This is a genomic window from Neisseria sp. P0001.S005 (assembly GCF_051963715.1).
The window spans coordinates 1-11180 of the sequence record NZ_JBQCTZ010000115.1; the positions used below are offsets into that span (position 1 = coordinate 1).

General features: G+C 50.7%; 14 protein-coding genes. 7 read left to right on the top strand and 7 right to left on the bottom strand.

What is annotated here, in order from left to right:
• Together ACTHSP_RS13135 and ACTHSP_RS13140 are read left to right on the top strand one after the other, a co-directional pair.
• The coding region (locus ACTHSP_RS13135) for a Na+/H+ antiporter family protein (RefSeq protein ID WP_440346246.1) at positions 1 to 1170 on the top strand (1170 nt) is incomplete at its 5' end.
• A gap of 1 nt (position 1171) precedes the next feature.
• Complete coding sequence (locus ACTHSP_RS13140; RefSeq protein WP_049350873.1) at positions 1172 to 1399, top strand: SlyX family protein; 228 nt, start codon at positions 1172 to 1174, stop codon at positions 1397 to 1399.
• A 102-nt stretch (positions 1400 to 1501) separates the two neighbouring features.
• Here the strand turns inward: ACTHSP_RS13140 and lysA are convergent, their stop codons facing one another.
• Together lysA and lptM are read right to left on the bottom strand one after the other, a co-directional pair.
• On the bottom strand, positions 1502 to 2722 hold the full coding sequence (lysA, locus tag ACTHSP_RS13145; protein ID WP_049350874.1) for a diaminopimelate decarboxylase: 1221 nt from the start codon (positions 2720 to 2722) through the stop codon (positions 1502 to 1504).
• 16 nt (positions 2723 to 2738) lie between these two features.
• On the bottom strand, positions 2739 to 2930 hold the full coding sequence (gene lptM / locus ACTHSP_RS13150) for an LPS translocon maturation chaperone LptM (protein WP_003684659.1): 192 nt from the start codon (positions 2928 to 2930) through the stop codon (positions 2739 to 2741).
• A gap of 50 nt (positions 2931 to 2980) precedes the next feature.
• Between lptM and cyaY the strand changes: the two genes are divergently transcribed.
• The 3 genes from cyaY to ACTHSP_RS13165 all read left to right on the top strand — a co-directional run bounded on the left by cyaY (position 2981) and on the right by ACTHSP_RS13165 (position 5387).
• Positions 2981 to 3304 (top strand): iron donor protein CyaY, encoded by a 324-nt coding sequence (gene cyaY / locus ACTHSP_RS13155; protein WP_036472792.1) that lies wholly within the window; start codon positions 2981 to 2983, stop codon positions 3302 to 3304.
• Positions 3305 to 3358: 54 nt separating this feature from the next.
• Positions 3359 to 3865: an S-ribosylhomocysteine lyase gene (luxS, locus tag ACTHSP_RS13160; RefSeq protein WP_049350875.1), complete on the top strand. Its 507-nt coding sequence runs from the start codon at positions 3359 to 3361 to the stop codon at positions 3863 to 3865.
• Positions 3866 to 4049: 184 nt separating this feature from the next.
• Positions 4050 to 5387: a hypothetical protein gene (locus ACTHSP_RS13165; protein WP_049350876.1), complete on the top strand. Its 1338-nt coding sequence runs from the start codon at positions 4050 to 4052 to the stop codon at positions 5385 to 5387.
• A gap of 110 nt (positions 5388 to 5497) precedes the next feature.
• Here ACTHSP_RS13165 and ACTHSP_RS13170 read toward each other — a convergent pair whose 3' ends face one another.
• The 4 genes from ACTHSP_RS13170 to ACTHSP_RS13185 all read right to left on the bottom strand — a co-directional run bounded on the left by ACTHSP_RS13170 (position 5498) and on the right by ACTHSP_RS13185 (position 8347).
• Positions 5498 to 6187: a hypothetical protein gene (locus ACTHSP_RS13170; protein ID WP_049350877.1), complete on the bottom strand. Its 690-nt coding sequence runs from the start codon at positions 6185 to 6187 to the stop codon at positions 5498 to 5500.
• Positions 6169 to 7227: a beta-ketoacyl synthase N-terminal-like domain-containing protein gene (locus tag ACTHSP_RS13175; protein WP_440346247.1), complete on the bottom strand. Its 1059-nt coding sequence runs from the start codon at positions 7225 to 7227 to the stop codon at positions 6169 to 6171. Before ACTHSP_RS13175 ends, ACTHSP_RS13170 begins: the two co-directional genes overlap by 19 nt.
• The gene (locus ACTHSP_RS13180) at positions 7224 to 7514 is read right to left on the bottom strand and encodes an acyl carrier protein (RefSeq protein WP_049350879.1); all 291 of its coding nucleotides are present in this window, start codon (positions 7512 to 7514) and stop codon (positions 7224 to 7226) included. The genes ACTHSP_RS13175 and ACTHSP_RS13180 overlap by 4 nt, the downstream gene beginning before the upstream one ends.
• A 107-nt stretch (positions 7515 to 7621) precedes the next feature.
• Entirely contained in the window at positions 7622 to 8347 is a 726-nt protein-coding gene (locus ACTHSP_RS13185; RefSeq protein ID WP_049350880.1) for a 16S rRNA (uracil(1498)-N(3))-methyltransferase, read from the bottom strand.
• Positions 8348 to 8514: 167 nt separating this feature from the next.
• Between ACTHSP_RS13185 and ACTHSP_RS13190 the strand changes: the two genes are divergently transcribed.
• The gene (locus ACTHSP_RS13190) at positions 8515 to 9303 is read left to right on the top strand and encodes an inositol monophosphatase family protein (RefSeq protein ID WP_049350881.1); all 789 of its coding nucleotides are present in this window, start codon (positions 8515 to 8517) and stop codon (positions 9301 to 9303) included.
• Positions 9304 to 9567: 264 nt separating this feature from the next.
• Here ACTHSP_RS13190 and ACTHSP_RS13195 read toward each other — a convergent pair whose 3' ends face one another.
• Positions 9568 to 10035: a YchJ family protein gene (locus ACTHSP_RS13195; protein ID WP_003684664.1), complete on the bottom strand. Its 468-nt coding sequence runs from the start codon at positions 10033 to 10035 to the stop codon at positions 9568 to 9570.
• A 195-nt stretch (positions 10036 to 10230) separates the two neighbouring features.
• Between ACTHSP_RS13195 and ACTHSP_RS13200 the strand changes: the two genes are divergently transcribed.
• Complete coding sequence (locus tag ACTHSP_RS13200) at positions 10231 to 11079, top strand: RnfABCDGE type electron transport complex subunit B (RefSeq protein WP_440346248.1); 849 nt, start codon at positions 10231 to 10233, stop codon at positions 11077 to 11079.
• Positions 11080 to 11180: the final 101 nt, after the last annotated feature.

Below are 11180 nucleotides of genomic sequence, written 5' to 3' on the forward strand. Positions count from 1 at the left end.
ATCGCGCTGTCTTATGCCATGCTCGGCGCGTTTGCCATGGCCATCACGCATTCCGGCCTGCCGCAACAGCTCGCCGGTGTGATTATCCGCAAGCTCAACGGCGGCGAAGGCAACGCGAAAGGCGAAGGCGCGGTCAAATGGCTGCTGCTGGCGATTATTTTGTGCATGGGCGTGATGAGCCAAAACGTCGTGCCGATTCATATTGCGTTTATCCCGATGATTATTCCACCACTGCTGTTGGTGTTCAACCGTTTGAAACTCGACCGCCGTTTGGTGGCCTGCGTAATTACGTTTGGCTTGGTAACGACTTATATGTTCCTGCCTTACGGTTTCGGCGCCATCTTCTTGAAGGACATCATGTTGGGCAATATCCGCTCGGCAGGCATGGACACCAGCGGCATCAATGTGATGCATGCAATGGCGATTCCGGCTTTGGGCATGGTATCCGGCTTGCTGCTGGCCTTTTGGCACTACCGCAAGCCGCGTATTTATCAAAACAATACCACTGACACGGAAGACAACCGTGCAGCAGTGCAACAACAAGAGCCGTCAACCTATCGCAGCTTGGTGGCGGCCGTGGCGATTGCCGTGTGTTTTGCCATTCAGCTTTTGTATGATGGTTCGCTGGTGTTGGGCGCTATGTTGGGCTTTGCTGTGTTTATGATGTTGGGCGTGATGAACCGCTCTGCCGCCAGCGATGTCTTCGGCGAAGGCATCAAAATGATGGCGATGGTCGGCTTTATTATGATTGCGGCACAAGGTTTTGCCGCTGTAATGAACGCGACCGGCGACATTCAGCCTTTGGTCGAACGCAGCATGGCTTTGTTCGGCGGTAATAAAGGCATGGCCGCATTGACCATGTTGTGCGTCGGCTTGCTGGTGACCATGGGCATCGGCTCGTCTTTCTCAACTTTGCCGATTATTACCGCGATTTATGTGCCTTTGTGCATGAGCTTGGGCTTCTCTCCTATGGCGACCGTCGCCATCGTCGGCACGGCCGGTGCGCTGGGCGATGCTGGCTCTCCTGCTTCCGACTCGACGCTCGGCCCGACCATGGGTTTGAACGCCGACGGTCAGCACGACCACATCCGCGATTCGGTTATCCCGACTTTTATCCACTACAATATCCCGCTGATGGCCGCCGGCTGGATTGCCGCGATGGTGCTGTAATATGAGCGATATTCGGGAATTGGAACACCGCGTCACGGAGCTGGAAATTCAGACGGCCTTGCAGGAAGATTTAATCGGCAGTCTGAACGACACCATCGCCAAGATGCAGCAGGCTTTGGATTTGCAGCAAGGCCAGCTGCGGCTTCTGTATCAACGGATGCAGGATAAAGGCGCAAACGGCGAACGCGAACCGTACAGCCTGCGCGATGAGATTCCGCCGCATTATTGATAAACTAAAAAAGGGCGTGTTGGATACATGCCCTTTTCTTTCATAACAAAGGCCGTCTGAAAGTCTATCAAGCCTTCAGACGGCCTTTTAAACAATCAAACCTTACAAACAAGCCAATTCATTGGCCATTTGCTGCTCGACGGTTTCACGTTGGCGGATAAGTTTGCATTCGCTGCCGTCAACCAATACTTCCGCCGCACGGTTGCGCGTGTTGTAGTTGCTCGCCATGCTTGAGCCATACGCACCGGCGCTGCGGATAAGCAGCAAATCCCCTTCTTCACAGGCGATGGTGCGGTCTTTGCCGAGGAAGTCGCCGGTTTCACAAATCGGGCCGACGATATTGGCCGTCAGAGGCTCAATGTCTTTGGTTTCGACCGCTTCAATGTGATGATAGGCATCATAAAGCGCCGGACGCATCAAATCGTTCATCGCCGCATCGACCATCACAAAGTTTTTCTCTTCGCCATGTTTGACGAATTCGACTCGCGTCAACAACGCGCCTGCATTACCGACCAAACTGCGGCCTGGCTCGAGAACCAGTTTCAGACGGCGTGTACCGATCAGTTTTTGAACTTCTTTGGCATACGCGCCCAAATCAGGCACATTTTCATCTTGGTAAACAATGCCGACACCGCCGCCCAAGTCCAAGTGTTCCAACACAATGCCTTCGGTTGCCAGTTGGTCGACCAAAGCCAAGATCCGTTCGCAGGCTTCGACAAGCGGGCTGAGGTCGGTCAGTTGGGAGCCGATATGGCAGTCGATACCGACAATTTTCAAATGGCTTTGTCGGGAAGCATGACGATAGGCCTCAAGTGCATCGGCATAGGCAATACCGAATTTGTTGGCTTTCAGGCCGGTGGAGATATAAGGATGGGTTTTGGCATCGACATCGGGGTTGACGCGCAGGGAAACCGGAGCGACCTTACCCAAGCGCACGGCAACTTTCTGAATGCGGTCGATTTCGGGAATGCTTTCCATATTGAAGCATTTCACGCCTGCATTCAGCGCAAACTCGATTTCTGCTTCACTCTTACCCACACCGGAAAAAATCGTTTTCGCCGCATCGCCGCCTGCCGCCAAAATACGCGCCAACTCGCCGCCGGACACAATATCGAAACCGCTCCCCAAAGAAGCAAAGTGCTTGATGATGCTCAGATTGCCATTCGCTTTCACTGCGTAGCAGACAAGCGGATTTAAAGCGGCAAATGCGGTTTGGTAGTTTTCAAATGCCTCGGTCAGCGCAGATTTGCTGTACACATAAAGCGGCGTACCAAACTCTTCGGCAAGGTGTGTATAAGGGAGTTGTTCGCAGAATAAGGTCATGTTTGTGAAATCTTTTTTAGTCGTTGGTTTGAGTGGTCGGTTCTTTGGCCGTATCGAATTTCAAGCCGGTTTGAATCACGCCGAAGCGCGCCTTGTCGCCTTCTTTGGGCAGGTAGAGATCGCCTTTGTAGCCGCAGGCAGAGAGCAGCAGAGCCGTTGCTGCTGCAAAAAATACGCCGTATTTCATCAGTAAAACTTTCTTCATCATTACGAATGTGGCAAGATTCGGTATCTTAAACAAAAACCACACAAAAAGCCATGATGACCGAAAGCGAATTCATCCGCATGAGCGAAGAATTGTTCGAACATATCGAAGACCAAATCGACGAAAACGGCTGGGATTTCGACTGCCAGTTTGCCGGAAACGTACTGACCATCGAAGCCGAAAACGGCACGCAAATCATCGTCAACCGCCACACGCCCAACCAAGAATTGTGGATTGCAGCCAAAAGCGGCGGCTACCATTTCGCCGAGCAAAACGGCAAATGGCTGGCAACACGCGACAGCCGCGATTTCTACGACGTTTTAAACGAAGCACTGAGCGAGGCTTCGGGCGAAGCAGTTGAGATTGCAGAATTGTGATTCAGTCTTCAAATATCCCTAGCTAAACATCTATTTACCTCAAAGGACACCCAAATGCCCCTACTAGACAGTTTCAAAGTCGACCACACCCGTATGCACGCCCCTGCCGTCCGCGTGGCAAAAACCATGACCACGCCCAAAGGCGACACCATTACCGTGTTTGACCTGCGTTTCTGCGTTCCCAACAAAGAAATCCTGCCTGAAAAAGGCATTCACACGCTGGAGCACCTGTTCGCAGGTTTTATGCGCGACCACTTAAACGGCAACGGCGTTGAAATCATCGACATTTCCCCAATGGGCTGCCGCACCGGTTTCTACATGAGCCTTATCGGCACGCCTGACGAGCAGCAGGTCGCCGACGCATGGCTTGCTTCAATGCAGGATGTTTTGACCGTTCAAGACCAAAGCAAAATCCCCGAGCTGAACGAATACCAATGCGGCACTTACCTGATGCACTCGCTTGCCGAAGCACACGAAATCGCCCAAAACGTTTTGGCACGCAAAGTCGCCGTCAATAAAAACGAAGAGCTGACATTGGACGAAAGCCTGTTGAACGCTTAATCCGCCATGACAGTAAAGGCCGTCTGAAACTTTATATGACAAGTTTCAGACGGCCTAAGACCTTTTATTCCAATTTTCAACCTTTCAGCCATAGTTTTACACCGCCTAAAAATAAGTTGGCGGATGCTGACAGTGTACATAGTATAATTACACTTTAAACAAACAACCTGATTCTATTGCCTTTATGAAACCGTTTTTCTGCAAAACCGCCATTGCCCTCAGCCTGACCCTCCCCGCCGCCGCCAACGCTGCCGAGTATGTCTGCAATGTTGAAGGCATCACTGTTTATGCTTCATACCAGATCAATGACGCCTGTCGCATAGTTGAAACAAACAATGTAACGGAAAACAGCGTCGTTGCAATTCCAGGCGACACTCCGGTTTTAAAAACGGTACAAACAACAGAATTTAAAGCATCTGCCGCTGACTACGTTCATGCTTCTCAAGCAACTCCTGCGGTACAAACCCCAGTCGTTGTTGCTCGAAATGAATACGGTGTTCCCGCACCTATTTCCATTCCTATTGCGCAAGCACGTCTAACTTCTCAAATTGACAAAAACGTTGCTGACGGCCTTGCCATTCTCAGCGATACAGCTGTTTTAGACACTGCCCCTACAATAAAGTCTGAAATTGACACTACCGACGTTCTCAACGTCATGTCTGCTACTACACAGCCTCAAACTATGGCTGTTCAAACTCCAAACAATACTCCTACCCCTATTACGCAAACCCTTCCAACAACATCTGCGATTCAAATCCCTCAAGCAATTATTCAGAATCCTGTTGTTTTACCCAAAACACCTGATAGAACCACGGCCAAACAAAATAACCAAACCGTAATTGCCTCAGATGAAGCAATCGACAAAACACCTATCAACGTTGAAACCAAGCGTAAAGGTAAAGCCTATACCAAAACCTCAACCCGATATAATGCAAAAAACACCAATACTGGTAAAACAACTGTCGCAAACACGGCTAACGAACAAACGATTAAAACCGTTGTTGCTCCAACAGTAGAATCAAATGTACCAAATAAACCTGCTACAACGGTTTCCCCGGTAGATCAAAGCAAAACATCCGCGCAAACACCTTTCCCTAAGGCATATACACCTGCTGCTAATATTCCGTTTGATCCAAGCAATGTTTACAACGATATTAAAATTTTGCCCCATATTCCAATTACAAGCGTGACCAATACAGCCGAAGCCGCCAATCCGCGCCTTAATATTACCCTGCGCAACCATCAGAACAAATCACGCAGTTCTTCATACAGCAAATACAAAGCCCCTGTTATCCGTACTGCACCTGTAGTTACGCCGGCTCCTAAGCCAAGCCCTAAAGAAACCCGCAAACAGATATTGCAGACCGAAGTACGCAATGAACAGGCCGCTATTACCCACCTTCAAACCCAGCTGAATGCGGCCAAACAAAAAGGTGATCAAATTAAGATCCAACAGCTGACCCGTACCATCAACGCCCGTAAAGCGAATATCCGCGCTATTCAAGGTGAGATGTCTCGTTGATTGGTTTTTGATACAAAAAGGCCGTCTGAAAATATTTTCAGACGGCCTTTTTAATGACATAAACCTTATTTATTCAAAAGACAAATACTTTCTCTAAAATCATTTGCCGATCACGCCAAAGTATATTTCTTCACACTCCTACCCTCGTGCGCCATTACTTCTTCTATCCAATCGGCGATATTTTGCCAATAATATTGCGGCTTTTCAGACGGCCTATCAGTCTGAGTACCTTCATCATTCAACACAACGGGAACACCCTGCTCTGCACCGGCTTCAAGCAACATCCAAATACTGCCTTCATGGGTATCGGCATGAGCTGCTTGATGTTCATATGCCCAGCCAACCGCAGCTTGTCCGCCATTTTGCACAGACTGCATCGCCAGCAATAATGGATGAAAGCAGGTATCCACATTGTTGTCAGCAGCCACGACCAAAGTTGCACCATGCGTGCCTAACGCTTGCGCGGCATGAAAAACGGGAGAGTTGTGCAGATTGGCGATAAAGTCAAACGGCATCGCGGCGTGATGGTTCAGCACATTGTCTGCCATTTTTTCAAATACGGATGGCGAAGAAAATGGTGTACCGAGAAAAACAGCGCAATCAGAACGGATTTCGCTTTGTTCCTTTAGCTGCCCTGCACCAAGCGCGGCAAGCAGGCTTAACCGACTGAGACGGCGGGTATCCATACCGCTTTGCTGCTTTAAGGTTTGTTTGAGGATTTTACCGCCGGTGCCGGCGTCAGTATCAAAACGCACGGCGGCGGTAATACGGATATTAGGATTTACGGTTGCCATTGCCATACCAAAGATGTGTTGCTGCCGCCAAAACCAAACTGATTGGCCAAACAGAAAAAGCTGCCTTTTTGTAAAGCCGCGCACTCGGAAAAACAAATTTTCCGCCCCTGATAATCGCTACTTCCGCCTTGTTTTAAAGCGGATAATAGCAGGGCTGTTTCAAGGGCTGCCGTTGCGCCAAGCGTGTGTCCGATTTTCGGCTTGAACGCCATCAAAGGCGGCAGTGTACCGAATATATTTTCCAGTGCGGCCAATTCGGCGGCATCGCTGTCAGCCGTGCCGATACCGTGTATTTTAACGGCTGCAATACTTTCAGGAGCGATGCCTGCAATATCTAACGCACGGCGCATCACCTGCTCTTGCGCTTGGCCATCGCTTTGAATCAGGTCATTGCCTGTATTGGCGGCATGTCCGATAAGTTTCAAACGGCCTGAAGAAGATTCAGGAGCAGCGGAAGATAAGGCAAGTGCGGCAACACCTTCGCCTAAAATCAAACCGTTTCCGCCAAAAGGCCGATATTGCTCGGCCAGCAAACCCAAGCTGTGAAAATGCAGCAAAGTCAGCCGGTTGAGGTTTTCAATCCCAAGCACAAAGGCGCGCTCCACCCCGCTGCGCAAACAATTATCCGCCTGAATCAGCGCATGGGCGGATGAAGTGCAGGCAGTAGCGAAACTGAAAATCTGCCGATTGCCGCTGCGCCGGCGCAAATCTTCGGCGAGATAAAGCAAATTGTGTTCTTCTACCGCCCTATTGCCCGCAAAATGGCGGTTTTCATATTCGGAGATGGAATAGGAACTGGAACCGATAAACACCGGCGCATCATGCCAGCTTTCAGACGGCCAGCCTGCACTTTCGGCGGCTTGTCGCAAATGTTGTTCGGCAATATCCGCAAATTCCTTCCGCCCCAAACTGTCGCCGGCGAATGCACGAAAATAAGCAGCCTGCTGTGGCTGGTTTAAAAACGTATAAGACACTGCATCAGGCCGTCTGAAATCCGTTTGCGGATTCAAGGCAGAAGTGGCCGCCGTACCGCAAACCCAACTCACGCGCCATGCTCCGCACGGATAAACGCCGCCAAATCGCGTACGCACATCATATGTTTGCGCACCATCCGGTCGCCCTGCAGACGCACTTGGAAATACTGTTGCAAGGCAACGCTGATTTGCAGCGCATCAAGCGAATCCAAACCGACCGGACTGTCATCGCCAAACAAAAGTGCATCGTCGGTAAAATCATCCATATCCACATCATCGGCCTTATCGGCCTCTTGCACGATTAACTTTTTCAATTCCGCTTCCAGCTCGTGCTCGGTCAGTGTAAAGGTGTAAGACATTTTTTAAACTCCCATTTTTATCTCATGAAGCAACAGCTCGTTTTAGTACAACCCGCTACGCTCGTTTTAGCGAAACTCGTGACACTCGTTTTCAGACGGCCTGAACTTTATGCAAAATCGCCCCAAAGTGTCTGCATGGCCGCAATGGCCGCAAGTGAGGCGGTTTCGGTACGCAACACCCGTTTGCCAAGCGTAACGGATTGAAAACCGGCATCAAATGCCTGCTGCTCTTCCTTCTCCGTCCAGCCGCCTTCCGGGCCGACCATAAACACGACTTTGCCGGATTGCGGCCGAACATCGCTCAGTTTTTGTGCGCGGTTCAAGCTCATTAACAGTTTGGTCGTTTCCTGCGGCAACTGCTGCAGAGCCTGTGCATAAGTCGTCAGCGGCAAAACCTTCGGCACAATATTGCGGCCGCTTTGTTCACACGCCGAAACGACGATTTCCTGCCAACGCGCCACCCGCTTTTCAGCGCGTTCGCCGCTCAAGCGGACGACACAGCGTTCGCTGATGACCGGGCGAATTTCTGCCACGCCCAATTCCACGCTTTTCTGCAAAGTGAAATCCATGCGCTCGGCGGAGGATACCGCCTGTACCAACGTAATGTTCAGCGGCGATTCGTTGTCCGTTGCCTCTTCACGCAGAATCCGCACGCTGGCGCGGCGCTTTTCCAAAACTTCGGGCAATGCCGGATATGCCTTGCCATTGCCGTTGAACAACACGATTTCTTCCGTGTTTTTCACGCGCAATACATTCAGATGGCGCACCACATTATCGGGCAATTCGACCACGCTGTCGGGGCTTAAGGCAAAATCAACATAAAATCGGGGCATGGTTTCCTGCTTTATTCATGTATATAATTTGAACTTTCGTGAACGAAATTGAAACACGGCGACGACATACACTTGCCTGCCTGATTTTGATTTCATCCACTATAATTTGAAAACTTCCCGAATTTTAATCCACTGTCACGCAAAACTGCAAAAAACAAGGATACGCCGTGCTATACCGTTTACAGAAAGTCGTCCGCCACATCGCCCAAACCGAAGTCATGCCGCGTTTTCTGAACACGCCGTCACGACGCAAGGAAGACGGCTCGGTTTTGAGTGAAGCAGATTTGGCCGCACAAACCGCTTTTGCCGCCGCCCTGCCCTTATTGGAGGATTGTCCGATGTTGGGCGAGGAGATGAACGTTCAGGAGCAAACCCGTTTGTGGAACGAACATTCAGACGGCCTGTGGATTGTCGATCCTATCGACGGCACAAACAACTTCGTCAACGGTTTGCCGCATTTTGCCGTATCCGTCGCACTGGTTAAAAACGGCCACTCCGAATTGGGCGTGATTTACAATCCGGTCAGCGGCGAATGTTTCTATGCCGAACGCGGCAAAGGCGCATTCCTCAACGGCACACCGCTGCCGCTGCGTTCCGGAAACAAAAAACTTAACGAATCCATTGCCGGCGTAGAAATCAAATACCTGCGTTCGGGCAAACTCGCCAGCCGCATGAATACCCTTGCCCCATTCGGCACAATCCGCAGCATGGGCAGCAGCACGCTCGATTGGTGCTACCTTGCCAGCGGCCGCTACGATATTTACATCCACGGCGGACAAAAGCTGTGGGACTACGCCGCCGGCGCATTGATTTTTGAAGAAGCCGGCGGCTGCCTGACTACTTTGGAAGGCGACGATTTTTGGAGCGGCGAACATGTATTCAAGCGTTCCGTCATCGCCGCATTGCAACCCGAACTGTTTCAGCAATGGGTGAAATGGATTCGAGAAAATCAGTAAAAATGCCGTTTATCTTCAAAAAATCACGATTATCTTGCAATTTATTGAAATTATTTCACTTCTTAACAGCATTTAATACTAAAAATAGTAGAATACTAATCGCTGACACAACACCGCTCTTTCATCCCTTTTGGGCGGTGCAGCAAGTAAGACGTTTTCCCGCAATGTATTGGCCATTCATACTTCTCCCTTAGTATGAATGGTTTTTTTTATCTGCAAAAACAGCTCAGGCCGTCTGAACGTTCAGACGGCCTGTTTACATTACTATTTGAAAAACTGTCCGCAACACGCCTTAAACTTTTTGCCCGAACCGCACAAACAAGGCTGTTTCATCGTCGGCAAAGCAACGGTCGGATCAATAAAGTACCAACGCCCGTCTATTTTCACAAACGCCGACAATTCATGATGGCACTCGGTTTGCCCGTTCTCTTCAAAATACGCCTCAAACTCGACCAAAGCATGCAGCTTGCCAAACGGCACATGACGGATAACCTTCAATCCCGACCACTGCGTCTGCTTACTCCATACCGCCAAATCCTGCTTGTCCAACAAATTCTGCTGCTCAGGGACAGTCGTGTCCACGATATAGTCGATTTCCTGCAAAACATACGCGCTGTAACGCGAACGCATCAACTCTTCCGCCGTCGCGGCCGCCGCCTCACGTGCATGAAACGGTGCGCAACATTCCGTATAAACACGCCCTGACTGACAGGGACAAAGTGTAGCCGTCATTCCTAATTACCCGAATAAATCCATTTCAAAATTATAATATTATAATGTAAACCCGACTCAGGCCGTCTGAAAATGAGTGTAACGAGTTTCGCTAAAACGAGCGTGGAGAGTTTCGCTAAAATAAGCAAAGCGGGTTTCGCCAAAACAAACGCAACAATCTGATATAATGCGCCTTTTCGATTTTGACTATCCATGATGACCATTCCCATCCAAAGCATCAGCCGCCTGTTGCCGCAAACCCAATGCCGTGAGTGCGGCTACGAAGGCTGCTTACCCTATGCGCGCGCCCTGTCGACAGGAGAAGCGCCGGTAAACCTGTGCGCGCCGGGTGGGGAAACCGTCATGAAAGACATTGCCGACCTGTTGGGCAAACCCTACCTCGATCCGGCAAAAACGCAAATCAAAGCCATAGCCCTGATTGACGAAGCTATCTGCATCGGCTGTACCGCCTGCATCCGCGCCTGCCCTGTCGATGCCATTATGGGCGCGTCCAAACTGATGCACACCGTCATCAGCGACGAATGCACCGGCTGCGGCTTGTGCGTTACCCCCTGCCCCGTCGACTGCATCGACATGGTTCCCGTATCGCAGCCCTTCCTGCCGTCCGCACGCCGTTTCAGCACCTCTGCCGAACCGCGCTTTGCCGCCGCCGAACACGCACAAAGCCGTTTTGAACGCCATACCGCGCGCAAACAGCGCGACGATGCCGAACGCAAAGCCCTGCTGGCGCAACGCGAAGCCGCCGTCAAAGCCAAACAGGCCGCACAGACACAAACCCAAACAGCCGCACCAAGCGCCGCATTCAACCCCATGGATTTGATTGCCAAAGCCATGGCCAAAGCGCAATCGCAACAGGACAAACTTGTCTCCTCCGACAACCGCGAAGACTTCAAAGCGCGCCAAATCGAAGAAGCCAAAGAACGCGCCGAACTGCGCCGCGCCCAACGTGATGCCAAATACGGCAACGAAGCCGAAAGAGCCGCCGCCATCGAATTTCTGCGCCGCTACAAAGCCGAGCAGGAAGCGGCCAAAGAAGCCCGCTGATTTCCAAAACAACAAACCCATTCTGACCGCATCAGGCCGTCTGAAAACATTGCACGAAAACCAATAACTTTATGACCACACAAGAATTTCCACACCAGCAT

Coding starts and splice junctions, on each gene's coding strand:
- ACTHSP_RS13140 (WP_049350873.1), top strand. CDS start 1,172: ATGAGCGATATTCGGGAATTGGAACACCGCGTCACGGAGCTGGAAATT.
- lysA (WP_049350874.1), bottom strand. CDS start 2,722: ATGACCTTATTCTGCGAACAACTCCCTTATACACACCTTGCCGAAGAG.
- lptM (WP_003684659.1), bottom strand. CDS start 2,930: ATGATGAAGAAAGTTTTACTGATGAAATACGGCGTATTTTTTGCAGCA.
- cyaY (WP_036472792.1), top strand. CDS start 2,981: ATGATGACCGAAAGCGAATTCATCCGCATGAGCGAAGAATTGTTCGAA.
- luxS (WP_049350875.1), top strand. CDS start 3,359: ATGCCCCTACTAGACAGTTTCAAAGTCGACCACACCCGTATGCACGCC.
- ACTHSP_RS13165 (WP_049350876.1), top strand. CDS start 4,050: ATGAAACCGTTTTTCTGCAAAACCGCCATTGCCCTCAGCCTGACCCTC.
- ACTHSP_RS13170 (WP_049350877.1), bottom strand. CDS start 6,187: ATGGCAATGGCAACCGTAAATCCTAATATCCGTATTACCGCCGCCGTG.
- ACTHSP_RS13180 (WP_049350879.1), bottom strand. CDS start 7,514: ATGTCTTACACCTTTACACTGACCGAGCACGAGCTGGAAGCGGAATTG.
- ACTHSP_RS13185 (WP_049350880.1), bottom strand. CDS start 8,347: ATGCCCCGATTTTATGTTGATTTTGCCTTAAGCCCCGACAGCGTGGTC.
- ACTHSP_RS13195 (WP_003684664.1), bottom strand. CDS start 10,035: ATGACGGCTACACTTTGTCCCTGTCAGTCAGGGCGTGTTTATACGGAA.
- ACTHSP_RS13200 (WP_440346248.1), top strand. CDS start 10,231: ATGACCATTCCCATCCAAAGCATCAGCCGCCTGTTGCCGCAAACCCAA.